22 protein-coding genes are annotated in these 24,438 nt (G+C 68.2%); 10 read left to right on the top strand and 12 right to left on the bottom strand.

Annotation, left to right across the window (positions count from 1 at the left end):
* Positions 1-5: 5 nt before the first annotated feature.
* The 3 genes from WA967_RS05215 to WA967_RS05205 are packed head-to-tail and all read right to left on the bottom strand — an operon-like array spanning position 6 to position 2,790.
* Positions 6-269 (bottom strand): HPr family phosphocarrier protein, encoded by a 264-nt coding sequence (locus WA967_RS05215; RefSeq protein ID WP_424419833.1) that lies wholly within the window; start codon positions 267-269, stop codon positions 6-8.
* Positions 266-1,960, bottom strand: coding sequence for a phospho-sugar mutase (locus WA967_RS05210; RefSeq protein WP_424419832.1), 1,695 nt, complete (start codon positions 1,958-1,960; stop codon positions 266-268). Before WA967_RS05210 ends, WA967_RS05215 begins: the two co-directional genes overlap by 4 nt.
* Positions 1,957-2,790: a purine-nucleoside phosphorylase gene (locus tag WA967_RS05205; RefSeq protein ID WP_424419831.1), complete on the bottom strand. Its 834-nt coding sequence runs from the start codon at positions 2,788-2,790 to the stop codon at positions 1,957-1,959. Before WA967_RS05205 ends, WA967_RS05210 begins: the two co-directional genes overlap by 4 nt.
* A 45-nt stretch (positions 2,791-2,835) precedes the next feature.
* On the opposite strand from WA967_RS05205, the gene WA967_RS05200 reads away from it, so the two are divergent.
* Complete coding sequence (locus tag WA967_RS05200; protein ID WP_424419830.1) at positions 2,836-4,284, top strand: NAD(P)H-quinone dehydrogenase; 1,449 nt, start codon at positions 2,836-2,838, stop codon at positions 4,282-4,284.
* A 78-nt stretch (positions 4,285-4,362) separates the two neighbouring features.
* Here the strand turns inward: WA967_RS05200 and WA967_RS05195 are convergent, their stop codons facing one another.
* Both WA967_RS05195 and WA967_RS05190 read right to left on the bottom strand, forming a co-directional pair.
* Positions 4,363-6,132, bottom strand: coding sequence for an acetyl/propionyl/methylcrotonyl-CoA carboxylase subunit alpha (locus WA967_RS05195; protein ID WP_424419829.1), 1,770 nt, complete (start codon positions 6,130-6,132; stop codon positions 4,363-4,365).
* Positions 6,133-6,202: 70 nt separating this feature from the next.
* Positions 6,203-6,859, bottom strand: a complete 657-nt coding sequence (locus tag WA967_RS05190; protein ID WP_424419828.1) for a Maf family protein — start codon at positions 6,857-6,859, stop codon at positions 6,203-6,205.
* Between the two features lie 42 nt (positions 6,860-6,901).
* Between WA967_RS05190 and WA967_RS05185 the strand changes: the two genes are divergently transcribed.
* From WA967_RS05185 to WA967_RS05170, 4 genes are read left to right on the top strand one after another with little or no spacing between them, the layout of a single operon-like run.
* Positions 6,902-8,149, top strand: a complete 1,248-nt coding sequence (locus WA967_RS05185; protein WP_424419827.1) for a class I SAM-dependent RNA methyltransferase — start codon at positions 6,902-6,904, stop codon at positions 8,147-8,149.
* 53 nt (positions 8,150-8,202) lie between these two features.
* Positions 8,203-8,865: a response regulator gene (locus WA967_RS05180; protein WP_424419826.1), complete on the top strand. Its 663-nt coding sequence runs from the start codon at positions 8,203-8,205 to the stop codon at positions 8,863-8,865.
* Positions 8,855-10,108: an ATP-binding protein gene (locus tag WA967_RS05175; RefSeq protein WP_424419825.1), complete on the top strand. Its 1,254-nt coding sequence runs from the start codon at positions 8,855-8,857 to the stop codon at positions 10,106-10,108. Before WA967_RS05180 ends, WA967_RS05175 begins: the two co-directional genes overlap by 11 nt.
* Before the next feature lie 17 nt (positions 10,109-10,125).
* Positions 10,126-11,106, top strand: a complete 981-nt coding sequence (locus WA967_RS05170) for a hypothetical protein (RefSeq protein ID WP_424419824.1) — start codon at positions 10,126-10,128, stop codon at positions 11,104-11,106.
* 245 nt (positions 11,107-11,351) lie between these two features.
* Here the strand turns inward: WA967_RS05170 and WA967_RS05165 are convergent, their stop codons facing one another.
* The 5 genes from WA967_RS05165 to WA967_RS05145 all read right to left on the bottom strand — a co-directional run bounded on the left by WA967_RS05165 (position 11,352) and on the right by WA967_RS05145 (position 17,899).
* Entirely contained in the window at positions 11,352-11,570 is a 219-nt protein-coding gene (locus WA967_RS05165; protein WP_424419823.1) for an acyl-CoA carboxylase subunit epsilon, read from the bottom strand.
* Between the two features lie 13 nt (positions 11,571-11,583).
* On the bottom strand, positions 11,584-13,182 hold the full coding sequence (locus tag WA967_RS05160; protein ID WP_424419822.1) for an acyl-CoA carboxylase subunit beta: 1,599 nt from the start codon (positions 13,180-13,182) through the stop codon (positions 11,584-11,586).
* A gap of 75 nt (positions 13,183-13,257) precedes the next feature.
* Positions 13,258-13,965, bottom strand: coding sequence for a hypothetical protein (locus WA967_RS05155; protein ID WP_424419821.1), 708 nt, complete (start codon positions 13,963-13,965; stop codon positions 13,258-13,260).
* Between the two features lie 155 nt (positions 13,966-14,120).
* A complete protein-coding gene (locus WA967_RS05150; RefSeq protein ID WP_424419820.1) occupies positions 14,121-14,666 on the bottom strand; it encodes a hypothetical protein in 546 nt (181 codons plus the stop codon).
* A gap of 92 nt (positions 14,667-14,758) precedes the next feature.
* Positions 14,759-17,899, bottom strand: coding sequence for a type I restriction endonuclease subunit R (locus tag WA967_RS05145; protein ID WP_424419819.1), 3,141 nt, complete (start codon positions 17,897-17,899; stop codon positions 14,759-14,761).
* 66 nt (positions 17,900-17,965) lie between these two features.
* Between WA967_RS05145 and WA967_RS05140 the strand changes: the two genes are divergently transcribed.
* The 5 genes from WA967_RS05140 (at position 17,966) to WA967_RS05120 (ending at position 21,313) form a co-directional block, all read left to right on the top strand.
* A complete protein-coding gene (locus WA967_RS05140) occupies positions 17,966-18,388 on the top strand; it encodes a hypothetical protein (protein ID WP_424419818.1) in 423 nt (140 codons plus the stop codon).
* Complete coding sequence (locus WA967_RS05135) at positions 18,385-18,750, top strand: DUF5615 family PIN-like protein (protein WP_424419817.1); 366 nt, start codon at positions 18,385-18,387, stop codon at positions 18,748-18,750. Before WA967_RS05140 ends, WA967_RS05135 begins: the two co-directional genes overlap by 4 nt.
* 99 nt (positions 18,751-18,849) lie before the next feature.
* Positions 18,850-20,262 (top strand): DUF222 domain-containing protein, encoded by a 1,413-nt coding sequence (locus tag WA967_RS05130; RefSeq protein ID WP_424419816.1) that lies wholly within the window; start codon positions 18,850-18,852, stop codon positions 20,260-20,262.
* A gap of 433 nt (positions 20,263-20,695) precedes the next feature.
* Positions 20,696-20,965, top strand: coding sequence for a hypothetical protein (locus WA967_RS05125; protein WP_424419815.1), 270 nt, complete (start codon positions 20,696-20,698; stop codon positions 20,963-20,965).
* A gap of 3 nt (positions 20,966-20,968) precedes the next feature.
* Complete coding sequence (locus WA967_RS05120; protein WP_424419814.1) at positions 20,969-21,313, top strand: type II toxin-antitoxin system RelE/ParE family toxin; 345 nt, start codon at positions 20,969-20,971, stop codon at positions 21,311-21,313.
* Here WA967_RS05120 and WA967_RS05115 read toward each other — a convergent pair.
* On the bottom strand, positions 21,304-22,452 hold the full coding sequence (locus WA967_RS05115) for a restriction endonuclease subunit S (RefSeq protein ID WP_424419813.1): 1,149 nt from the start codon (positions 22,450-22,452) through the stop codon (positions 21,304-21,306). The two genes, WA967_RS05120 and WA967_RS05115, sit on opposite strands and share 10 nt — an antisense overlap.
* Before the next feature lie 65 nt (positions 22,453-22,517).
* On the bottom strand, positions 22,518-24,257 hold the full coding sequence (locus WA967_RS05110) for a type I restriction-modification system subunit M (RefSeq protein ID WP_424419812.1): 1,740 nt from the start codon (positions 24,255-24,257) through the stop codon (positions 22,518-22,520).
* Positions 24,258-24,438 lie beyond the last annotated feature (181 nt).

Here is a 24,438-nt window from a genome sequence, read left to right as displayed (position 1 = left end):
CTCGCTCACTGCGGGCGCAGCACGGCCTCCAGTGCATCCAGCAGGGCCGGAGCCCCGGCGGAGTCGGCGACCTCCAGTGTCACCTCGTCGCCGGCGACGATGGCCAGGTCCATGACGGCCAGCACGCTGGTGAGGTCTGCCGTGCCGCCGAGCGTGGTCAGGCGCACGGGGGAGCCGTGCGCCTGCGCCAGGCGGGCCAGCTCGGCGACGGGGCGCGCGTGCGCGCCGTCGTCCACGCCGACCGTGACCCGCCTGCGCAGCATGGTCATCCCCGCTCGGCGAGGAGCTCGCGCACGGCGACCTCCAGCTCCGCGACGGCGGCGGCGGCCTCGGCCGCGGATTCCGCGCGTACGTCGATGTAGACCTTGAGCTTCGGCTCGGTGCCGCTGGGACGGATCACGATGCGCGATCCGTCGGTCAGCCGGTACCGCAGCACGTCGCCCGATGGCATTCCACTGCCCGCGCGGGACAGGTCGTCGACGGTCGCGACGCGACGCGTGCCGAAGGATGCCGGCGGCTCGGCGCGCAACGAGATCATCGAGTTCGCGATGATCGACAGGTCCTCCACGCGCACGGCCACCTGCCCGCTGGCGAAGTGTCCGATCTCGGCGCCCAGCTCCTCCAGCAGGCCCGCGATGGTGATGCCGCGCACGCGGGCGTCCGCAGCCATGCCCAGCAGCGCCACCGCCGCGGAGATGCCGTCCTTGTCGCGCACCGTGCCGGGGTTGACGAGGTAGCCCAGGGCCTCCTCGAAGCCGAACACCGCACCGGGGGCCCGCGAGATCCACTTGAAGCCCGTGAGCGTCTCGTGGAAGTCCAGCCCATAGGCCTCGGCGATCGCGCCCAGGCCGGGGGAGGAGACCAGCGAGCACGCCAGCGACGCACCCTCCGCGCCACCGGCATCCCGTGCGGCCTTCGCCGCCTTCGCCGCGCGCCAGCCCAGCAGCAGTCCCACCTCGTTGCCCGACAGGCGGCGCCAGCCGCCCTCGGCCCCGGCATCCGGAATGGCGATGGCCAGCCGGTCGGCGTCGGGATCGTTGGCGATGATGAACTCCGCGTCCACCGCGCGAGCGCGGGTGAAGGCGAGGTCCATCGCGCCCGGCTCCTCCGGGTTCGGGAACGCCACCGTGCGGAACGTCGCGTCGGGGTCGCGCTGCTCCTCGACGACGCGCGGCGCCGGGTAGCCGGCGGCCTTCACCACACGCGAGAACGTCTCCCAGCCCACGCCGTGCATGGCGGTGTACACCCAGCGCATCTCCTGCACGCCGTACGGTGCGTGCGCGATCGCGGCCGTCGTCGAGACGTAGGCGTCCACGACCTCCTCGCCGGCGACCTCGTACCCGACCGACCGAGGCAGCAGGCTCACGTCGCCGGCATCGGCGACGCGCTGGATGTGCGCGGCGATCTCAGCATCCGCCGGCGCGACGATCTGCGATCCGCCGTCGGCGCCGCCCAGATACACCTTGTAGCCGTTGTCGTTCGGCGGGTTGTGGCTGGCGGTGACCATCACCCCGGCATCCGCTCCCAAGTGCCGAACGGCGAACGCCAGCACGGGCGTCGGCAGCAGGCGGGGGAGCAGGATGGCGCGGAGCCCTGCACCGGCGAACAGCTCGGCGGAGTCCAGCGCGAACCGTCTCGAGTTGCGGCGCCCGTCGTAGCCGATGACGACCGTGGGCCTTCCCTGCGTGCGCTGCAGCAGGTAACCGGCGAAGCCGGCGGCGGCCTGCGCCACCAGCACCCTGTTCATGCGGTTGCTGCCGGCCCCCAGCGCACCGCGCAGACCCGCCGTGCCGAACGCCAGGCGGGTGGCGAACCGGTCGTCGAGGTCGGCCACGGCTGCCGCGTCTCCGCCTGCCGCGCGGGTGATGATCCCGGCCAGCTCGTCGCGGGTGGAGGCATCCGGATCCTGCCGCAGCCAGGCGCGGGCCTGCGCGAGCCGCTCGCTCGCCGTGGCGTTCACAGCGCCTCGATCACGCGGGCGAGGAGCGCGGAGATGACCGGCTCGGCCTGCTGGCCGGCCTCGATGACCTCGGCGTGGCTGAGCGGGGTCTTCTGGATGCCGGCGGCGAGGTTGGTGATGAGCGAGAAGCCCAGCACCTCCATGCCCGCCTCCCGGGCGGCGATCGCCTCCAGCGCCGTGGACATGCCGACGATGTGGCCGCCGATGGCCTTCGCCATCTGCACCTCGGCCGGGGTCTCGTAGTGCGGGCCGCGGAACTGCGTGTACACGCCCTCGTCGAGCGTGGGGTCGATGGTGCGCGCGAGATCGCGCAGCCGCTGCGAATACAGGTCGGTGAGGTCGACGAAGGTCGCCCCCTCCAGCGGCGAGTCCGCGGTGAGGTTGATGTGGTCGCTGATGAGCACGGGCTGGCCGGGCTTCCAGGTCTCGCGAATGCCGCCGGCGCCGTTGGTGAGCACCATCACCTTCGCCCCCGTCGCGGCGGCGGTGCGCACGCTGTGCACCACACGGCGCACGCCGTGGCCCTCGTAGTAGTGGGTGCGGGCGCCGATCACGAGCACGTTCCGCCCGGAGGCGGTGCGGATGCTGCGCAGCGTGCCGACGTGGCCCTCCAGCGCCGGCTTGGAGAAGCCGGTGACCTCGGTGGCGGGGATCGTTGCGACGGTCTCGCCGATGAGCTCGGCGGCCTTGCCCCAGCCGGAGCCCAGGGTCAGCGCGATGTCGTGATGGTCGACGCCGGTCAGCCGCGCGATGTCCGCCGCGGCCTGGGCGGCGACGTCGGACGGCTTCGCGTCGGGCGCGTCGAGAGGGTGCGTGAGAGTGTCTTGCATGAGTCCACTCTAGGAATGTGCGGGGCGCACTGCCAGTACGGAAGAATGGAGTCCATGTCTCAGACTTCCTTTGCGAACCGGCAGCGTGTGGCCGTCCTCGGTGGCGGCCCCGGCGGATATGAAGCAGCACTCGCCGCCGCGCAGCTGGGCGCTGAGGTGACCCTGGTCGAGCGGGTCGGCGTCGGCGGCTCCGCCGTGCTCACCGACGTGGTGCCCTCCAAGAGCCTCATCGCCACGGCGGATGCCGCGGTCGCCATCTCCGAGGCCAGCGACCTGGGCGTGCAGTTCTACGCCAAGGGCGCGCACGGCAAGCCGCTCAAGCCCGAGATCGCCATCAACCTCGCCGCCGTCAACAAGCGCCTGCTGGCGCTGGCCGGGCAGCAGTCCGAGGACATGCGCGCCACGCTGCTCGAGGCGGGCGTGCGCATCCTCTCCGGCCACGGCCGGCTCGAGGGCCCCAACGCCATCGTCGTGGCCACCGGGCCCGGCGGCACCGACTTCGACCGCGTGGAAGCCGATACCGTCGTGGTGTCGGTGGGCGCCTCGCCACGCGAGCTGGACTCCGCCAAGCCCGACGGGCAGCGCATCCTCACCTGGACGCAGCTGTACGACATGAAGGCGCTGCCCGAGCACCTCATCGTGGTGGGATCCGGCGTCACCGGTGCGGAGTTCGCCTCGGCGTACATGAACCTCGGCGCGAAGGTGACCCTGGTCTCCAGCCGCGAGCAGGTGCTCCCCGGCGAGGACGTGGACGCCGCGCAGGTGCTGGAGAAGGTGTTCAAGCGCGGCGGCATGCAAGTGCTCTCCAAGTCGCGCGCGGCAGGGGTCGAGCGCACGGCCGACGGCGTGATCGTCACGCTGTCCGACGGGCGCACGGTCGAGGGCAGCCACTGCCTGATGGCCGTCGGCTCCCTCCCGAACACCCGCGGCATCGGGCTGGAGGAGGCCGGCGTCGAACTGACCGAGTCCGGTCACATTCGCGTGAACCGGGTGGCGCGCACATCGGTGTCCAACATCTACGCGGCCGGGGACTGCACGAACTTCTTCCCGCTGGCATCCGTCGCCTCCATGCAGGGACGCACGGCCGTGTTCCACGCGCTGGGCGACATCGTCATCCCGCTCGAGCAGCGCAAGATCACCGCCAACATCTTCACCGCGCCGGAGATCGCGACGGTCGGGTTCTCGGAGCAGGACATGTCCAGCGGTGCGGCGGACGGCGTGGCCTACAAGCTGCCACTGGCGGCCAACCCGCGCGCCAAGATGATGGGCATCAAGGACGGCTTCGTCAAGGTCATCGCCCGCAAGGGCTCCGGCACCGTCATCGGCGCCGTGGTCGTGGCGCCCAAGGCGTCCGAGCTCATCTTCCCGCTGGCGGTGGCCGTGGAGCGCCGGCTGAACGTCGATCAGGTCTCGCGCGTGTTCGCCGCGTACCCGTCGCTGTCCTCCAGCATCACCGACGCCACCCGTGCCATGCACCTGGTGAACTTCGGCTGAGATCCCCGGATGCTTCGACAGGCTCAGCAACCCATTCCGTTGGGTCCCTGAGCCTGTCGAAGGGCGTCGTTCTGGGCCTCAGCTGATGGTCAGCAGCTGGTGACCTGCCGACACTGTCGTGCCGGCGGCGGCGTTGATGTTGCCGATGACGCCGTCCTTGTGCGCCTGCAGCGGCTGCTCCATCTTCATGGCCTCGAGCACGACGACCAGGTCGCCCTTGACGACCTGCTGGCCCTCTTCGACGGCGACCTTGACGACAGTGGCCTGCATGGGCGACTTCACGGCGTCACCCGACGCGCCGGAGCTCGCCGTGGCGGCGTGCGTGCGGCGGGACGGCGGGACGGCCGCCGGGCGGCCGGCGGTGCCGGAGACCGGGGCGGTCACGCGGTCGGGCAGGCTCACCTCGAGGCGGCGACCGCCGACCTCGACGACCACCGTGTGACGGCCGGGGGCGGATGCCGGATCTTCCAGCTCGCCGTCCCAGGCCGGGATGTCATTGACGAACTCGGTCTCGATCCAGCGCGTGTACACGCCGAACTCGCCGTTCTCGGCGGTGAAGGCGGGGTCGCGAACGACCTTGCGGTGGAACGGCAGCGCGGTGGGCATACCCGCGACCTCGAACTCGTCGAGCGTGCGGCGGGCGCGCTCCAGAGCTTCGTCGCGGTCGCGGCCGGTGACGATGAGCTTGGCCAGCAGCGAGTCGAACGCGCCGGAGACCGTGTCGCCGGCGGTGACGCCGGAGTCCAGCCGCACGCCGGGGCCGCCGAAGGTCTTGAAGACCCTGATGGGGCCGGGCTGGGGCAGGAAGCCTCGACCCGGGTCCTCGCCGTTGATGCGGAACTCGAAGGAGTGGCCCTGCGGTGCCGGGTCGTCGTAGTCGATGGTGCCGCCGGCGGCGATGCGGAACTGCTCGCGCACCAGGTCGATGCCGGTGACCTCTTCGGAGACCGGGTGCTCCACCTGCAGGCGGGTGTTGACCTCGAGGAACGACACGGTGCCGTCGGCGCCGATAAGGAACTCGCAGGTGCCGGCGCCCACGTAGCCGACCTCCTTGAGGATGGCCTTGGATGCCGAGTACAGCATCTCGGTCTGCTTCTCGGTGAGGAACGGCGCAGGCGCCTCCTCGACGAGCTTCTGGTGGCGGCGCTGCAGCGAGCAGTCGCGGGTGGAGATGACCACGACGTTGCCGGCGGCGTCCGCCAGGCACTGGGTCTCGACGTGCCGGGGCTTGTCGAGGTACTTCTCCACGAAGCACTCGCCGCGGCCGAAGGCCGCCACGGCCTCGCGGGTCGCGGACTCGAACTGTTCGGCGACCTCATCCATCTCGCGGGCGACCTTCAGACCGCGACCGCCGCCGCCGAACGCGGCCTTGATGGCGATGGGCAGGCCCACCTTCTCGGCGAAGGCGACGACCTCTTCGGCGGTCTCGACGGGACCGGGGGTGCCGGGCGCCATCGGCGCGCCGACCTTCTCCGCCACGTGGCGGGCGGTCACCTTGTCGCCGAGCGCCTCGATGGCCTCGGGTGAGGGTCCGATCCAGATGAGGCCGGCGTCGATGACGGCACGGGCGAACTCGGCGTTCTCGGCGAGGAAGCCGTAGCCGGGGTGCACGGCATCCGCGCCCGAACGCCGGGCGACGGAGAGGATCTTGTCGATCTGCAGGTACGTGGTGGCGCTGGTGGCGCCGTCCAGCGCGTACGCCTCGTCGGCAAGACGCGCGTGCATGGCGTCGCGATCCTGGTCGGCATACACGGCGACGGAGGAGATCCCGGAGTCCCGAGCGGCGCGGACGATGCGTACGGCGATCTCGCCGCGGTTTGCGATGAGGACCTTGGCGATAGCAGGCATGAACTTCAGCCTAGCGAGTGGAAGACGGAACTTTTTGACGCCTCTCCACAAGATATCTGCAGAACTGTCGTCAGGAACCTACCGGGGCGTTCCACAGATCGGTCCACGTCACGCCCAGTTTCCCGGCCAGCGTCCGCAGCGTGGACAGCGACATCCCCACCACGGTCGAGGGGTCGCCCTCGACGCGGGTGATGAACGCGCCGCCGAGGCTGTCGACGGTAAAGGCGCCTGCGACCAGCAGCGGCTCGCCCGTGGCGATGTACGCGTCGACCTCGGCGTCCGCCAGATCGTCGGCGAAGGTCACGCTCGCCTCGGCGACGGCGGTCGCCTCGACGGGCTCCGAGCCCGGGGAGACGCGGAGGACGGAGTGCCCCGAGTGCAGCACGCCGGTCGCGCCGCGCATGAGTCGCCAGCGTTCGCGCGCGGCCTCGGGCGTGTACGGCTTGCCGTAGACCTGCCCGCCGAGAGCGAACATCGAGTCGCCGCCGATCACGATCCCGTCGAAGTCCGGATGCAGTGCGGGCAGCCTGCGTGCGACGTCGGCCGCCTTCGCGCGCGCCAGCAGCAGCACCAGTTCCGCCGGGGCCAGCGGCGCGCCGCCTTCGGCGGCGGCTGCGGCGCCCACGGCGTCCTCGTCCACGTCGGGTGCGAGCGTGAGCGGTTCGATGCCCGCCTGCCGCAGCAGCATGAGGCGGGCGGGGGAGGTGGATGCCAGGCAGACGCGCATGCGTCCCACGATACGGGCCGTGCGGTATGGGATCCTGGAGGGATGACCTCCTCGCAGCCCACGCTGGACCTCGACATCACCGGCATCGCGCATGGCGGCACCTTCATCGCCCGGCACGAGGGGCGGGTCGTCTTCGTTTCCGACGCCATTCCCGGGGAGCGGGTGCGCGCGCAGGTGACCGACCCTTCACTCCGTCTCGCTGACGCTCGCTCCGTACGAGGGACAGGCCCAGGGACCCAGCAGAAGAGGTTCTGGCGCGCCGAGACCCTCGAGGTGCTCGAGGCGTCGCCGCATCGTCGGCCGCACGTGTGGGCGGAGGCCGATGTCTCCCGCGCCCCGGAGGATCGCGTGGGCGGAGCGGACCTCGGGCACATCGAGCTCGGCGAGCAGCGGGTGCTCAAGCGCCGCGTGCTGCAGGAGGCGCTGGACAAGTTCGCGGGTGCGGGGCTGGAGGCCCCGGAGGTTGCAGCGGTGGATGCCGGCGACGGCACCGGCTGGCGTACGCGCGTCTCGTTGCACGTGGACGGCGACGGCCGCGTCGGGCCCTATGCAGCCCGCAGCCACCGCGTGATCGATGTGGCGACGCTGCCGCTTGCGCGCCCGGCGGTGGCCGAGGCCGCCTACGCGCTGCGCGCGCAGAAGCCCGGTCGGGTCGACCTGGTCGAGCCCGGTGACGGCCGAGTGCGCGTGCTCCCGCGACCTGCGGGCGCCCGCCGGGGGAAGCGCGAGGAGATCTTCGAGCGCGCCGGCGGCAGGCGCTTCGCCGTGGAGGCCGACGGCTTCTGGCAGGTTCACCCGCAGGCCGCCGACACGCTGCAGCACGCCGTCGGCGATGCGCTCGCGGGCCGCGTCGACCCGGATGCCACGCACTTCGACCTGTATGGCGGGGTCGGGCTGTTCGCCGCCGTCCTCGGCGAGCAGGGGGCGCGTGACATCATCACCGTCGAGTCCGACCGCCGGGCCACCGAGCACGCGCGGGAGAACCTCTCGGCCTTCGACGCCCAGGCCGTCACCGCCCGCGTCGACAGATTCCTGATGGGGCTCGCCGAGGGAACCAGGGCCGGTGCTGTGGTGCTGGATCCTCCCCGTGCGGGGGCCGGGCGAGCCGTCGTCGAGTCCATCCACGCGCTCGCGTCCGAGGCCGTCGTCTACGTGGCGTGCGACCCGGTGGCGCTCGCCCGCGACCTCGGCACCTTCCGGGGCCTGGGGTGGAACGTGGACTCGCTGCGGGCCTTCGATCTGTTCCCGCACTCGCATCACTTCGAGGCCGTGGCGCTGCTGACCCGCTGAGGCCCGGGATATCGCGCACGCTGGCTCGTGCGCGCACTGAGTAGGCTGACGGCATGAGCACAGTCGCCCTCATAGACGACCACGAATCGGTCCGTCTGGGAATCGAGGCCGCCTGTCTGCGTGATGGCGAGCAGATGATCGTCTTCTCCGGCGGCACCGTGAAGGAGTACCTGGCGTGGCGTCAGACCACCGGCGCGCGCCCTGCGGATGTGGTGGTCCTGGACCTCACGCTCGGCGACGGGACGACGGTCACCGAGAACGTCGCGACGCTGGTCGCCGATGGTGCCAGCGTGGTCATCCACAGCGTCGCCGACCGGGCTGCGGCCGTGCGCGAGGCGCTGGTGGCGGGAGCTGCGGGCGTGGTCAGCAAGTCGTCGGCGCTGGAGGACGTGCTGGATGCCATCCGCACGGTGGCGCGCGGCGACGCTCTCAACAACGTGGAGTGGGCGAGCGCCGTGGACGGCGACCGCGAGTTCGCCGACGCGCAGCTGTCCACCCGCGAGCGCGACGTGCTGAGACTGTACGCGACGGGCCTGCCGCTGAAGGCCGTGGCCGAGCGCTTGGGCGTCGCATACTCGACGGCCAAGGAGAACATCACGCGCATCCGCGTGAAGTACGTCGAGGTCGGACGCCCTGCGCCCACCAAGGTCGACCTGCTGCGCCGTGCGATGGAGGACGGCATCGTCGCGCCGGAGGGCTTGACGAGTGCCGGCTGACGCGACGGGGACCCGCCGGGTGCGCAGCATCCAGGACGCCTGGAACAGCCTTCCGACCCCCGGACAGGTGGGCATGGGGCTGGAGGGGTTCACCGGTGAGCGCATGGAGCGCATTCTCGCGGTGGTCGCCGCGATCGGCAGCACGGCACTGGGCATCCAGGCCTTCCTGAACGCCGCCACCCGGTTGATCCGCCTGGACGGGCCGCACCTGGCCATGATGATCCTGGTCTTCGGGCCGCTGCTGTGGATGATCCTGGCGTGCGTGAGCGGGCACTGGGTGCGACAGGCCTGCGGTGCGTTCGCGGTGGTCTACGTGCTGGCCCTGCTGCTGTGGCCGGCGGTGGTGGATCGCACGGTCCGCGAGCCGGCGGAGCAGCCGTGGATCTTCTTCCTGGTCAACATCGGCGTGGTCGCGGCCATGCTGGCCTTCCCGCCCCGGCTGCAGTTCACGTGGGCGCTGGGGCTTCCGCTCGTGTACGGCTGGGTGCGCCTGGCTCAGGGCGACTTCTCACAGGAGTTCTGGATCACCACCGGGTTCGACGTGACCTTCACGATCATCCTGGGCATGGTCATCGTGTCGCTGGCCTGGATGTTCCGGCAGGTCGCGACGGGTGTCGACGACGCGCGCCTGGCGGCCGTGGAGGCGTATGCGGTGGCCGCGGCTGCGGAGGCTGCGGAGGAGGAGCGCGTCGCGATGGCAGCGCTCATGCACGACAGTGTGCTGGCTGCGCTGATCGCCGCGGAGCGCGCATCGAGCGAGCGGGAGCGGACGCTGGCGGTGGGGATGGCGCGCGAGGCGCTGACCCGCCTGGCCAACACGGAGGCGTCGATCGCGCAGGCGGGCAGTGACGAGCCGGTGAGCCGTTCGCGGATCGTCGCCGAGCTGCGGCGGACGCTCTCGGAGCGCGGAGCGGATGCCGTGGTGGAGGAGCGTGGAGTCGCGATCGAGGTGCCGGGCCGTGTCGCGAGGGCGATGGTGCTGGCGGCCAGGCAGGCGGTCGGCAACGCCCTGATCCACGCGGCGGGGCGCGGGCTGCACGTCATCGTCGAGTCGCACGGGGGCGGGGCGCTGGTGCTGACCGTGCTGGATGCGGGGCCCGGATTCGATCCGGAGGCCATCAGCGAAGACCGCCTGGGCATCCGCGCGTCGATCGTGGCGCGCATGGCAGCCATCGCCGGAAGCTCGCTGATCACGTCGGGCGACCAGGGCACGACCGTGGAACTCAGCTGGGAGCCGTCATGAGGCGCACCGTCCGGAGCATGACCACAGCGCTGGCGCTGGGGTTCGCACTGTACTTCGCCGCCCGGGCGATCTGGTGGATCCAGCAGCCGACGGCCCCTCTGCTGATGGTGGCGGGCATCCTGCTGTACCTGGCTGCGACGCTCACGGCCATCCTGTCCTCACAGGCGAGGACTCCGAGGATGCCGCTGGGAGCCGCCATCCTCGCGCTGATCGCCGCTGCCGGCGTGCCGACCATGGTCAGTCTGGCGCTGACTCCGGAGATGCGGACGGCGCCGTTCGCGACCTGGTACATCGGCGCCATCGGGCTGCTGGCCGTGGTGTGCATCGTCCGGCGCAGCATGCTGTTCGGCTGGGTGATCCTGGCCGTGCTGGTCGTGTCGGCCTGCGCGTACCTGGGTTTCGAGGACGCGTTCACCCTGGGCCTGGTCGGCTCGCTGACCTGGGTCGTCATCGCCCAGCTCCTGGTGCTGTTCTGGGACCGAGCCGTGCGCGACACCGAGCGGCTGGCCGACGTGCAGCAGGCGGCATCCGCCTGGCACTCCACTCAGGTGGTGCGGCAGAAGGAGCGGCGCGTGCGGGCGCAGCGCGCTCTGGTGATCGCAGGCCCCGTGCTCTCGCGCACGGTGGCGAGCCATGGGGAGCTGACCGACGAGGAGCGCACGTCGGCGCGGCTGGCCGAGGGCACCCTGCGGGACGAACTGCGCGGGGCAGGGCTGCTGAACGACGCAGTGCGACGCGCGATCGCGGATGCCAGGATGCGCGGCACCGTCGTGACCGTGTTCGACGAGGGCGGGCTGGAAGGCATCGAAGACGCACGGCTCGCGGAGATCCGTGATGAGCTGGCCGAGGTGCTCCAGGCTGCGAGGACGAACCGCCTGATCATCCGGGCGGGGCGCGACGAGCAGATCGCCGTGACCGTGGTGGGCCGGGATGCCGGCGGCGCGCACGACGACGACGCCGTGGATCTCTGGCACGAGATCCGGCGATCGGCATCCTGACGGGCGCCGATCGGGGAAGAGAGTGGGCGAGGGGCGGCGAAGCCGCCCGCCCCTCGCCAATGCGGATCAGTTACCCGAAAACTGTCCGCGGGGGGCGGTACTGCGTCTGCCTACCCTGGGGCGGAGCAGCCGCCTAACGCGAAGCGTCCCCATAAGTCTGACGGGTGTCAACACATCTGTCTGTAGGTATTTCGGGGGACAAATTCCGGCCGTTTTGGGCGAAGGTCCATATCGGTTCTGGCCTTTCAGCCAGAGAAGCGTCCCCAGGGGATATCCCTTCGGAGGGGGCCCTGCAGTCCGCGCTGCGTGCGCTCCCACACGGAGATGTGCGGCTCGTCGGCGACGGCATCCGCTGTCTCCGTCGCGTAGGCGTCGCTGACGACGGCGATGAGGGCGGCGAGCTCCACCTCGGTGGGCGTGCCGCGGACGATCTCGATGCGCGGCGCCTCGTCTGATTCAGTCATGGTGCGACGCCGATCACAGCGGGATGTTGCCATGCTTCTTGGCGGGCAGCTCGGCCCGCTTGCCCTTCAGCGCGCGCAGCGACTTGGCGATGGAGACGCGCGTGTTCGCCGGCTCGATGATGCCGTCGATCTCGCCGCGCTCGGCCGCCAGGAACGGGCTGGTGACGCCGTAGGTGTACTCGGCGGCGAGGCGGCTGCGCACGGCGGCCACGTCCTCGCCGGCCTCCTCGGCCTTCTTGATCTCGCCGCGGTAGAGGATGTTCACCGCGCCCTGGCCGCCCATCACGGCGATCTCCGCCGTGGGCCAGGCCAGGTTCACGTCGGCGCCGAGCTGCTTGGAGCCCATCACGATGTACGCTCCGCCGTAGGCCTTGCGCAGGATGACGGTGACCAGGGGCACGGTGGCCTCTGCGTAGGCGAAGATGAGCTTCGCGCCGCGGCGGATGACGCCGGTCCACTCCTGATCAGTGCCGGGCAGATAGCCGGGGACGTCGACGAGGGTGACGATCGGAATCGAGAAGGCGTCGCAGAAGCGCACGAAGCGGCTGGCCTTCTCGCCGGCCTCGATGTTGAGGGTGCCGGCCATCTGCGAGGGCTGGTTGGCGATGATGCCCACCGAACGCCCCTCCACGCGGCCGAAGCCGATCAGGATGTTCGGCGCGAACAGCGGCTGCACCTCGAGGAACTCAGCCTCATCGACGATGTGCTCGATGACCGTGCGCATGTCGTAGGGCTGATTGGGGGAGTCGGGAATGATCGCGTTGAGCCGCTGATCGGCATCCGTCGTCTCCCAGTCGAACTCCGCCGCATACGCCGGGAGCTCGGCCATGTTGTTGTCGGGGAGGAAACTCAGCAGGGTGCGCGCGTAGTCGATCGCGTCGTCCTCGTCGGCGGCGAGGTAGTGCGCGACGCCCGAGCGCGTGTTGTGCGTGTATGCGCCGCCGAGCTCCTCCATGCCGACGTCCTCGCCGGTGACGGTCTTGATGACGTCGGGGCCGGTGACGAACATCTGGCTGGTCTTGTCGACCATGATGACGAAGTCCGTCAGGGCCGGGCCGTACACGGCCCCGCCTGCCGCCGGGCCCATGATGATGGAGATCTGCGGGATGACGCCCGAGGAGCGGGTGTTGGCCTTGAAGATCTCGCCGTACTTGCTGAGGGCCAGCACGCCCTCCTGGATGCGAGCGCCGCCGGAGTCGAGGATGCCGATGATCGGCATGCCGTTGGTGAGCGCGAACTCCATGATCTTGATGATCTTGTCGCCGGAGACCTCGCCCAGCGAGCCGCCGAAGACGGTGAAGTTCTGGGAGTAGATGGCGACCGTGCGGCCGTTGATGGTGCCGATGCCGGTGACGACGGAGTCGCCGTACGGGCGGTTCCGGTCCATGCCGAACGCGGTGGTGCGGTGTCGTACGTACTCGTCGAGCTCGACGAAGCTGCCGGTGTCCACGAGCATCTCGATGCGCTCGCGAGCGGTCATCTTGCCCTTGGCGTGCTGCTTCTCCTGGGCGATCTTCTCCGGCTCCACGACGGCTTCGTTGAAGCGCGCGCGCAGGTTCGCGATCTTCGCGGCGGTGGTCGAGAGGTCAGGCTTGTCGGTCACGGATTCCACCCTATCGCCGGGGACTGTCGCCACGTTGGATGCCGCACACAACGGGTTCGCCGATCCTTTGGAGTCGGACCACCATCAGCAGCCGGCGGCGTGGGGGTCTTCGTTGCAGGTGTGGGCGACGAGGGCGGTGTGGGCTTCGTAGATGCGGATGTCCTGGCCGGGGCCGGGGATGGTGAGGGTTCCGGTGATGGGGAACCAGCCGGTGCCGAGGTCGATCTCGGCGGTGTAGACGGTGTCGGCGGATGCCGTGTACGTGCCGCGCTCACGGTAGGCGTGGCTGGTGTCGGTGGGGCTGAACTGCGGCAGGTGCTGGGCGTCCCAACTGATGCCGGGGGTCTTGGTGGTCTTCGTGTCGCCGTCGCCGTAGTGGAAGACGAAGGATGCCGGCGTGAAGCGGACGGTGATCGGGTAGCCGAACAGCTCGCCGGACCTGCTGTGCGCGGCAGCGCTGGTGGTGAAGTTGGTGGGCAGGCCCGCGACGCCGAGGTTGTCGGGCTCCCCGGTGATGGTCGCGGGAGCCGGGGCGAAGGTCGCGAGGTCGGTGATCGTGATCGGCTGTGTGGCGCGGGGGTCTTCGGGCTGGGGATCGGGTGCGTCAGCGGGCTTGTCGACGGCGGGGACGCAGCGCCGCAGAAGGTTCCAGACGGTGTTGCAGTCCGTGAACTTCTCATTGTGAGTGCGGGTGTCGCGAACGGGCGCGTGCACGTCGGCGATCGGGGTCGTGCTGGCGCCGTGACCCTTGGGCTTGGAACCCGGGGTGTGGGATTGGCCCGGCTGCCTCATACTGCCGGCGATATCGACAGCATCACCTTGAGAGTTAAGGCTCCACGATGCTCCAGCTCCACCGATTTCTTCATCAGGACCACCTCCGGCGTCACCAACGCCAAAGTGTGCGGTCATTGTGACAAGGACGAGTGCTAATCCCATTGCACGCCGGGTCAGCATGAGAAGCCGTCCGGTTTGTGGTTCGAGGCGATGACGAGGTGAGTGGTCGTGTCACCCTCGACAAAAGTCACCTTCATCGCGCGGCGGGTCGCTCTGTCAGGCTGCAGAAGGGACTCGTTGTTCTCGCTCAGGAGATCAACTGAGGAGACGTCGAGACACAGATGAGCTATCACGACATTGTCTGCGTAACTGAGCGGAGTAAAAGCATCGAAGTCAGTCAGCCCAGTGCGGTGAAGCTTTTCGGCGTGGTAGGTGCTCAGGCTCTTCTTCTCGGACGCGAGAGCTGTGTCAGTGAGCCAGTCGTAGACCGGCTCGAATGTCCGGGCGTCTGAGAGGTCTGTTTCATTGAGTGCTGTCAGATATTCGGCGTACGTCTCCTCCGCGGCCTTGAACGCCTCAGCATCCGAGGAGAACAGCGCCGTCTTCGTCGGCTTCGGTGCGGGTTCCGGCTGCGGCGTGCACGCCGCCAGCATTCCGAGGGCGAGCAGTCCGGCGGACAGCGTACCGAGCGCACGGACGGAGAAGGCAGCAGGAGTCACCCGGACACGGTAACCCGAACGACGAGCATCCCGCAGAAGTTATCCACAGGTCCTGATGCCTGCGAAATGCCAGCCCCGGCATCCGCTGACGCTCAGGCGCTCCTCCTCTGCTCGTCGCTTTCGCCCTGCACGTTCTCATGCACCAGTGCGCCCAGCAACTGCACGAGCCGACCGCGCATCTCGGGGTGCGCGAGGTAGTAGTCCACGATGCGGTTGTTGGTGTCCTGGTTGCTGAGCACGGCATCCGTCACTGCGTCATTCAGGTCCGGCGACTCCACGAACTGCTTGCGCGTGTTGGCGGCGGCCTGCGTGCGCAGTTGCGGGTTCTCGGTGAGCACCGTCACCACGCTCTCCGCCCAGCTCTGCACGCCGGAGTCGCTGAAGTCCTCGTCGGAGAACAGCTCATTGATGCGCGCGAGGATGTCCGCGAGACGCGCCAGCTTCGGATCGCGCACGGCGCCGGTCCCGCCGGCGCGAGCTGGATCCATGGGGCCGGCTTCTCCGGCATCCAGATCCAGATCTGCATCGCCGCGGCGGGTCTGCTTGATGTGCGTCAGCTCGACGGCGGAGAAGTCGATCGGCTCGCTGTGCGCGCGCCCGGTCAGCCGGGGGAGAAGCAGCCGCAGGTACAGCGAGCGCTTCTCGAGCCCGGTGTCGGCGTAGTCGAAGATCTGCGAGAGGAAGTCGTAGAGCCGGATGAACGTGCCCACGTCCTTGCGGAACAGGTCCAGCTCGTCCTGCTCGGGTTTGGCTCCGGATGCCACGGCCGCGGCGTACCTCGTGTTGAACCGGTCGGCCGCGGCCTTCAGCGGTGCCGTGTGCGCACCGTGCTTGGGCGGCGTGGACGTGGCCAGGAAGGCCGCCGCGAAGGCCTCGATCTCGGCATCCGTGTAGATGCTCGCCGCATCCAGCTTGGTCTGCAGATCGTGCACCTGATCGGGGTCGCTGGTCTCGCTGAGCTCGGCGGTGCGGTGGTACTGCCGGAACGTCTCCAGGATCTCCTGAGGGTCGTTCACGAAGTCGAGGATGTAGGTGGTGTCCTTGCCGCCCGCCGGGTAGGTGCGGTTCAGCCGGGAGAGCGTCTGCACGGCGGTCACACCGTCGAGCCGCTTGTCGACGTACATCGCGCACAGCAGCGGCTGGTCGAAACCGGTCTGATACTTGTTGGCGACGATGAGGATCTGGAAATCGTCGGATGCGAAGGCGGTGGGGATGTTGCGCCCGCGGAGCCCGCTGTTGAGGTTGGACTCCGAGTACGGCGGCTGCACGCCCGCGAACGCGACGTTCGGCACCTGCTCGGCAGTCATCGTTCCTGAGAACGCGACCAGCGTCGCGAGCCGGTACTTCTTCGACGCGATATAGGCGTCGATGGCCTCCTTGTAGCGGATCGCGTGCTCGCGGGAGGCCGTGACCACCATCGCCTTGGCGTGCCCGTCGAGCAGGTGGCGCACGTTCGCGCGGTAGTGCTCGACGATGATCTGCACCTTCTGCGCGATGTTGGTCGGATGCAGCGACACCCAGCGCATGAGTCCCTTGACGGCCTCGCCCTCGTCGACCTCGTCGACGATCTGCAGGTGGCGTCGGGTGCTCTCCGCGAGCTGGAACGCCGTGGAGTAGGTCGTGTAGTTGCGCAGCACGTCGAGGATGTAGCCCTCCTCGATGGCTTGCCGCATGGAGTACACGTGGAACGCGCGGGGGATGCCGGCGGCATCCGCTCTTCCGAACAGCTCCAGCGTCTTGGGCTTGGGCGTGGCCGTGAAGGCGAAGAACGAGAGGTTGGGGGAGTCGGCGCGCGCAGTCATCTGCGCGGCGAGCAATGCCTCAGCATCCACCTCGCCGCCGTCGTCGAGGGCGGCCTGCTCGTCGGTTGTGAGCACCTCGCGGAGCTTCTTCGATGCTTCTCCGGTCTGCGAGGAGTGCGCCTCGTCGGCGATGATCGCGAAGCTGCGTCCGGCGAGCCCGGCGTTGTCCTGAATGGCCTTCAGCGCATAGGGGAACGTCTGCAGGGTGACGATGATGATCAGCTTGCCCGACAGGAGCGTCTTGGCCAGCAGGCCCGACTTGGAGCCCTCGCCGGCTTTGCGCACCTCGTCGGCATTGATGGTGGCGACCGTGCCGTCGACGCCCTCGATCTGCTTGATGGCCTTCTGCAGCTGATCGTCGAGCACCGTGCGGTCGGTGATGACGATGACGGAATCGAACACCTTGCGGTTCTGGTCGTCGTGCAGGCTGGAGAGTCCGTGAGCGAGCCAGGCGATCGAGTTGGTCTTGCCGGAGCCGGCGGAGTGCTGCACGAGGTAACGCTGGCCGGGGCCCTCCTCGCGGGCTGTGGCCAGCAGCCCGGTGACGAGTTCCCACTGGTGGAAGCGCGGGAACAGCAGCGTCGTGCGCTTGGTGACCTCGCCGGTGATCGGGTCGGTGGACTGGGACTTCTCGATGTGCAGCAGCCGGCCGAGGATGTGCAGCCAGGCGTCGCGCTGCAGCACCCGCTCCCACAGGTAGGAGGATGCCGCGCCGTTCGGGTTCACGGGGTTGCCCGCACCCTGGTCATTGCCGAGGTTGAACGGCAGGAAGCGCGTCGCGGCGCCGGCCAGTCGCGTGGTCATGGCGACTTCGTCGGTGGACACGGCGAAGTGCACCAGCGCGCGATGTGCGAAGCCCAGCAGCGGCTCTCCCTTCGGATCGCGGTCGTGGCGATATTGCGTGATCGCGTCGGCGATGGACTGCATGTTGTCGGTCTTCAGTTCGAGCGTCGCGACCGGGATGCCGTTGGCGAACAGCACCAGGTCGATGGAGTTGCTGTTCTTCGTGGAGTAGTAGACCTGGCGGACCACGCGCAGCCGGACGGCGTCGTAGTCCTGCTGCGCCCGCGCGTTGAGCGTGGTGGCCGGCTTGAACGCGCACATCCGGAAAGTGGCGGGCGTCTTCTTGAACCCGCGCCGCAGCACGTTGAGGGTGCCGCCGCCGGCATCCAGAGGCAGGTCCAGGGTCTTCACGAGCCGGTCCAGCAGCTGCTGCTTGGCCTTCTCCTGCTCCGAAGCGGATGCTGAAGGCTTGACGACCTTGTCCCACTCGTCGGGCTGCGTCCGCTGGAGCCACGCGAACACGTCCTCGGGGAACAGCGCGCGCACCTTGTCGTAGCCGTGCGTGTTCTCCGGTTCGTAGATCCAGCCGTTCGCCGCCAGGTGCTCGCAGATCTCGCGCTCGAACGCTTCCTCGTGCTGGATGCCCATGCATGCAAGCATGGCGCATTTATGAGCTATCCCTAGCGATCCCGAGTGCGCACTACAATGTAGTGCATGTCATCCACACCGGTCTCGATCCGCTTCGACGACGACGTGCTCGATCGTGTTCGTCGGTCTGCTGCCGTCCGCGACACCACGGCGTCGAGCCTGATCCAGCGGTACGTGGAGGAGGCGCTGCGCACGCAGGACTTCCCAGGAATCGTGTTCCGTGATGGCCCCGCGGGGCGGCGTGCCGCGCTCGCCGTCGGCCCTGATGTCTGGGAGATCGCTTCGGCGCTGCGAGATGTCGAACAGCGTGGCGATGCGGCGATCGAGGCGGTGGCGATTGATTTCAGCCTCTCGCCCGTCGCGGTTCGACTGGCGCTGTCCTACTACGGCGTGTATTCAGCGGAGATCGATGCTGAAGTCGCCGACAACGATCGCATGGCTGAGGAGGCTCTGAAGTCCTGGGAAGCGCAGCAGCGACTCGTATCGTGACAGAGCGGCTGCTGCTCGATGAGCACTACAGCGAGCAGATCGCCGTCGCCCTGCGCGAACTGGGGCACGACGTCGTGTCGGTGGTGGCGGATGACTCGCTGCGCGCTGCAAGTGATTCAGCCGTCTTCTTCGGAGCCGCAGCATCAGGGCGACGCGTTGTCACGGAGAACATCAAGGACTTCCGTCCTCTGCTGCTGGCGGCGATGGGCAAGGGAGAAGCGTTCGCGCCTCTGCTGCTGGTCTCGCCTCGCCGATTTCCGAGAGGGTCCGGTTCGAGGGCGCGTGCGATCGTCGAGGCACTCGCGACATGGCTCGACGCCGCCGCGGCGCAGGTGCGTCCTGTCGAGGATTGGCTGGTCTGAAATAGTTCTCTGGTCAGCGTCGATCACGACCTCTCAATGCGATGCACTGAGCGAGCGACAGCGAGTCGAAATGGCGGTGGCCCCCTGTTGAATAGAAGCATGAACAGCACCGCCGCAGTCCTCGATCGGGTCGTCGCCGACCTCGATCAGGTGCTGGCTGGGGATGCTCTTTCGACCCTGACGGATTCCGAACGTCGGTCGGTGCTGAGCACCGCGGGGGAAGTGCTGCGGCGGGTCGAAGCCGTCGTCGTCGAGACGGTCGCGACGTCCGATCCGGTCGATGTTCCGCACGGCGCCGGATGCCGCAGCATGAACGAACTGCTGCAGCGCACTCTTCGGGTCGATTTGCGCACGGCGGCGCAACTGGCCAAGGCGGGCAGGCTCACGCGTCGCGAAACGGTTCTCACCTCCGGCGATTCGTTGCCTGCGCGGTGGCCCGCGATGAGACAGGCGCTGGTCGACGGTGCGATCGGAGTCACGGGCCTGCTGGCTGCGCCCGGTCCGATCGAGGCGGCCGGCGACCGCATCGGCACGGCAGACCGGTGGAAGGCCGATGCGCTCCTGGCCGATGTGGCGCGCGGGTACGGGATCAGCGAAGACGATGGGGCGGAGCCGGATGCGGCACCCGCGCCCACTCCTGAGGATCTGAAGGCTCTCGCCTACGAGATCGCCGTGCGGCTCGACCCCGACGGCTCCGAGCCCCTCGAGGAGCGGGCGATGCGCAAGCGGTACCTGTCGATCGGGCGGATGCACGACGGCGTGTACCCGCTGCGCGGCAACCTGCTGCCCGAGACCTATGCTCAGCTGAAGCTGCTGCTGGACGCGCAGCTGAATCCGAAGACCGACGGGCCCCCGGCTCCGGAGGGCGTCGCGTTCCGGCCGTCCGATGCGAAGGCGGATGCCGGCGAAGACGAGTTCAACAGCGATCCGCGCAGCGTGCTCGACGCGCGCACGCACGGGCAGAAGCAGCACGACGCGCTCGCCGCAGCGCTCGGGATCGCCGCACGTCATGCCGACATGCCGTCGCTCGGTGGCGCGGCCCCCACCCTGGTCGTGCACATGGACTTCGGTGACGACTCGTGGGCCCGCATCCCGGGAGTCGACGGGCCGGTCAGTGGCGCGGTCGCGCGCCACACCGGCTGCACCGGCGCCCTCCAGCGCGTGTTCACTGAGAACGGCCGGATCGTCGGGATGACCATCACCGACCGCGTCTTCGACGTGTACCAGCGCCGCGCGATCACGCTCCGCGACAAGGAGTGCCTGATCCCTGGCTGTCACGTGCCCGCGTCGTGGTGCGAGATCCATCACGTCACAGAGCACGCGCGCGGCGGGCCGACCAGCACCGACAACGGGGTTCCGCTGTGCTGGTGGCACCACCGATCGCTGGATCACTCCGGGTGGGAGATCCGGATGAACGACGGCCTGCCCGAGATCCGAGGGCCTTCCTGGTGGGATCCGCTCGGTCGCTGGCGCGTGCCTCGCCTGTCGCTGCCGCAGTTCGCGTTCACGTAGCGCGACCCGGTCATCGGGCGAGCCCACACCACCCGGTCGTCGGGCGAGCCCCCCAACCGGTCATTGAGCGAGCGAAGCGAGACGAAATGCAGCGCCCCGCGATCGCCGGTGCCGGGCTGCGGGATCGTCGCTTCGCTCGCAGAGCGGGGACCCCGGCGCTGGCGCGCCACCCCGATGCTCGCTCACGCGACGATCCCTCCGCCCTCAGCGGCCGTTGAGCGAGCCCCACCACCACCACCCGGTCATTGAGCGAGCGACCACCTCCCGGTCATTGAGCGAGCGAAGCGAGACGAAATGCGTCAGGCGGGGATCTCGAGCTGGCCGGTGAACGTGCAGTGCAGCGAGTCAGGCGGCCGGGCGGCCGATCCGTCGTACGTTGCCGAGGTCGGGCGCAGTACCATCCAGTGTCGGCGTTACGACGTACACTCGGTGCATGACTCCTACCGCGGCGCAGGTGCTAGAGAGCGCGAAGACGCTCTCGCCCGTCGAGCGCGCGGAGATCGCTGAAGCACTGGTGCTTAGCATGGGCGCAGGCGACGTCAGTGACTCCGAGCGTCAGGAAGCGCTGCGCGCCGCCATTGATGCCGCTGTGCGTAGTGCCGACGCTGGTGAGATCATCTCGATACCTGCCGGCGGGACTCGTGAGTTCGTTCGCGGACTCGGGCGGGAAGCAACTCGTCTCAATGCCGCCCGCAGAGGATGACGTTTGAGTGGGATCACTCCGCACGCGCGGGCCGACATCATCGGGATTCTTCTCACCTCTGAGGACAGATTCGGACGGCGTGTCCGCGATGGATATGAAGAACTGATCGTTGCTGCGATGGACGCCGTCGCCGATGACCCCGCCAGAGTCGGCGTGCAGGAGCGGTCGGAACTCGGCGTTGGAATACGCGCATGGCACCTCCGGCTGAGCCGAGGCAGCGTCCCGGTCGATGTGCATCGGATCATCACGCCTCGCCACGTCGTGTTCTTCCGCGAGGTGAACGGTGAAGTGCAGATCCTGCGTGTGCTGCACGAGTCGATGGATCTGCCTGGCCAACGCTACGAGTGAGCTGAAGCCTGCGTGGGGATATCGATCTGGCCGGTGACCGCGGCTGTGATCAGCGCTGCGCGGCGCTCCTTGGAGAGCTCGATGAAGCGTTCGGCCTTGGCGATGAGAACGTCGATCTTTGTTTTCTGGGCTTCGCTGTCGGCAACTAGCGCAGCCTGGCGATCTGAAGGTACCGCTGGGATCTGAGCGTCGAGGACGATCTTCGTGTTCAGCCGCGAGCGGGTTGAACCTCGCGACATCAGTCTGAATTGTTCGCGTGCTGGCGGCGCGGACAGTGCCCATGCAAGGTACTCCGGGGTGGTACCCGCTTCAGGACGAATACGGTAGCAATCGGCTTTCACGATTGCCGGTCCGAGGAATGGGATCACGGCGGCCCTGCCGAGCGGCATCCGCTCGTCGCCCAATCCTGCGACGACGACATCCCCCGGTTCCACGAAATGCGCCGACAAGGACTCGTAGTAGTCGAGCGGAATGAATGCCTTGTCGTCGTCACGGAACTGATTGATACCGATATTCCCGAGGCGGACAACGCGGGCACCATCAGCTGAGTAGTGCTTCGACGTCAATGCTGAGCCGAATGGCCCATCGACGATCGAAGCGACTAGACGACGCAGAGGAATACGACCGAAACTGGATTCCGCCTCATCGAAATGTACTGCCCACGCAGAATCGCGGCGCTCGCGGAGGGTGGCGATGAGTTGTTCCTGCTTCGCGATGAGCGTGTCGATCTGGGCGGTCTCGCGGTCGAGGTAGTCGGCGATCGCGGACTGCTTCGACCGACTGGGGATCTCCGTGTCTATGACACGCAGATCGGATTCATTGAGTCGCGGCGTCCGCACCTGGCCGTTCCCGATGGTCCCGATCCCGCGCAAGCGACGTGAGATCTCAAACTGGCCGAGGTGGGATTTCAACCAGTAGGTGAGAAACCGTGGATCGCACTTGGCTTTCGGTTCAAGCACCAGGTAATCAGGCGACACGATCCCGCTACGTGTTGTTACACCGAGAGCGCCGTGATAGGCACTCATACGATTGATGACCACATCGTCGACGTTGGTTCGTTTGTAGTTTGAAAGATCCGACGCTCGGCCATCATCACCGTTCAGATCTTTGCGGGCGATGACGCCTTTGGTCTGGGACACGGACAGGAGAGGAAGACCATCTCCGCCACGCTGATCCCGAACTGTGTACAACTCGCCAAGTCTTGTCACCGCTCCACGCCCTTCAGCAGCTCCATGATCTCGCCGACGAGTTGATTCAGCTCGGCGTCGATCTCCTCCAGCGGCCTCGGTGGCACGTACTCGTAGAAGTGACGGGTGAACGGGATCTCATAGCCGACCTTGGTCTTGGCGGTGTCGACCCAGGCATCCGGAACATGGGGGAGCACCTCCGAGGCGAAGTACTTCTCGATCACCTGATCGCGCCAGTCGGCGCCCGAGACGTTCCCACCCCACGTGAACGGCACGTTCTCGGTGTCGCGCAGCTTGGAATCCGCCTTCGGATTCCCCTTGCGATCGCGGACGATCTCACCGTTCTCGTCGCGCAGCGGACGCTCGACGGTGATGGTCCAGTAGCCGAACTCGTCGGTCGGGAAGATCTTGGAGTGCTTCTGCTCGGTGTGCTCGGCGTACAGCCGTGCGATCTCGGCACGGTCCTTCTTCGACACCTCGCGGTTCTTCTGGCCGAGGTTCTTGCGCAGCTTGCTCCAGAACCCTGTGCCGTCGATCAGCTGCACGGTGCCGATGCGATCCGCGGGCTTCCGGTTGTCGAGCAGCCAGACGTACGTGGCGATGCCGGTGTTGTAGAACATGTTGGTCGGCAGCGCGATGATGGCGTCCACCAGGTCGTGCTCCAACAGCCAGCGGCGGATCTGACTCGGACCCGACTCCGCCCCACCGGTGAACAGCGGCGATCCGTTCAGCACGATGCCCGCGCGCCCGCCTCCCTCGTGAATGGGACGCATCTTCGTGGCGATGTGCTGCAGGAACAGCATCTGCCCATCGCTGATCGGCGGCAGCCCGCCGGGGAAGCGGCTGTGCTCACCGGCATCCTGGATGTGCGCCTTCACCGCCGCCTGCGACGCCTTCCAGTCCACGCCGTACGGCGGGTTCGACAGGCAGTAGTCGAAGGTCTGCCCGGCGAACAGGTCATCCGAGAGCGTGTTGCCGAGCCGGATGTTCGTCGCATCCTGCCCCTTCGCGATCATGTCGCTCTTGCAGATCGCGTACGACTGCGGGTTGATCTCCTGCCCGTACAGGCGCAGTGCGGCATCCGGATTCATCTCCAGCAGGCGCTCCTCGGCGACCGACAGCATGCCGCCGGTGCCCGCCGTCGGATCGTAGATAGAGCGCACCGCGCCCTTCTCCGTGAGTCCTGAGTCGTCGCCGGCGAACAGCAGGTCGACGATCAGGCGGATCGCGTCGCGCGGGGTGAAGTGCTCGCCGGCGGTCTCGTTGGAGGCTTCGGCGAACTTGCGGATGAGCTCCTCGAACAGATCACCCATCGCCGCATTCGGGAGTTCCTCCGGGGAGAGGTCGACATCGGCGAAACGCTGCACGACCAGCAGCAGGCGGTTGCTCTCGGCCAGCGCCTCGATCTGATCGTCGAACTTGAAGCGGTCGAACACGTCGATGTTCTTCGAGAACCCCGAGATGTAGTCGATCAGGTTCGCCTGCAGACCCTGCGGGTCGCCCAGCAGACGCGCGAAGGTCCAGGGCGAGCTGTTGTAGAACCCGAGACCCGTCTTCTGGCGGATGCGCACGTCGCGCAGGTCGTCATTGTCGGTGCTGCGCAGCACCTCGTCGATCACGTCGCGGTGCGCGGCCATCACGCCGTCCAGGCGACGCAGGATCGTCATCGGCAGGATCACGTCGCCGTACTGGTGCGGTTTGAACGGGCCCCGAAGCTGATCGGCGATGGACCATACGAATGTACCGAGACTGCTCACGCTTAACCATGGCATATAAGCCCAGGTGTGAATGCGTGTGGCTCAAATGGTCGATGTCAGGATGCTGGTGGGATGAGAGCAGTCCGATCGCGAGCATCCGAGATCGTCGGGATGCGCGTTCGCGAACTGCGCGACAAGAGCATGATCAGCCGCAACAAGCTGGCCGAGCGGGCGGACATGG

Origin of the sequence: Microbacterium sp. (assembly GCF_049650565.1) — a bacterium.
Lineage (GTDB): Bacteria > Actinomycetota > Actinomycetes > Actinomycetales > Microbacteriaceae > Microbacterium.
Note: the sequence above shows the minus strand (reverse complement) of the source record. Positions and strands in the feature narration are given on the sequence as shown.

Excerpts from the sequence above, each read along its gene's own strand:
- WA967_RS05155 (WP_424419821.1), bottom strand. The coding sequence starts at position 13,965 with ATGAGGCAGCCGGGCCAATCCCACACCCCGGGTTCCAAGCCCAAGGGT.
- WA967_RS05165 (WP_424419823.1), bottom strand. The coding sequence starts at position 11,570 with ATGACTGAATCAGACGAGGCGCCGCGCATCGAGATCGTCCGCGGCACG.
- WA967_RS05185 (WP_424419827.1), top strand. The coding sequence starts at position 6,902 with ATGACCTCCTCGCAGCCCACGCTGGACCTCGACATCACCGGCATCGCG.
- WA967_RS05125 (WP_424419815.1), top strand. The coding sequence starts at position 20,696 with ATGACTCCTACCGCGGCGCAGGTGCTAGAGAGCGCGAAGACGCTCTCG.
- WA967_RS05170 (WP_424419824.1), top strand. The coding sequence starts at position 10,126 with ATGACCACAGCGCTGGCGCTGGGGTTCGCACTGTACTTCGCCGCCCGG.
- WA967_RS05195 (WP_424419829.1), bottom strand. The coding sequence starts at position 6,132 with ATGCCTGCTATCGCCAAGGTCCTCATCGCAAACCGCGGCGAGATCGCC.
- WA967_RS05130 (WP_424419816.1), top strand. The coding sequence starts at position 18,850 with ATGAACAGCACCGCCGCAGTCCTCGATCGGGTCGTCGCCGACCTCGAT.
- WA967_RS05145 (WP_424419819.1), bottom strand. The coding sequence starts at position 17,899 with ATGGGCATCCAGCACGAGGAAGCGTTCGAGCGCGAGATCTGCGAGCAC.
- WA967_RS05180 (WP_424419826.1), top strand. The coding sequence starts at position 8,203 with ATGAGCACAGTCGCCCTCATAGACGACCACGAATCGGTCCGTCTGGGA.
- WA967_RS05215 (WP_424419833.1), bottom strand. The coding sequence starts at position 269 with ATGACCATGCTGCGCAGGCGGGTCACGGTCGGCGTGGACGACGGCGCG.
- WA967_RS05205 (WP_424419831.1), bottom strand. The coding sequence starts at position 2,790 with ATGCAAGACACTCTCACGCACCCTCTCGACGCGCCCGACGCGAAGCCG.
- WA967_RS05140 (WP_424419818.1), top strand. The coding sequence starts at position 17,966 with ATGTCATCCACACCGGTCTCGATCCGCTTCGACGACGACGTGCTCGAT.
- WA967_RS05190 (WP_424419828.1), bottom strand. The coding sequence starts at position 6,859 with ATGCGCGTCTGCCTGGCATCCACCTCCCCCGCCCGCCTCATGCTGCTG.
- WA967_RS05200 (WP_424419830.1), top strand. The coding sequence starts at position 2,836 with ATGGAGTCCATGTCTCAGACTTCCTTTGCGAACCGGCAGCGTGTGGCC.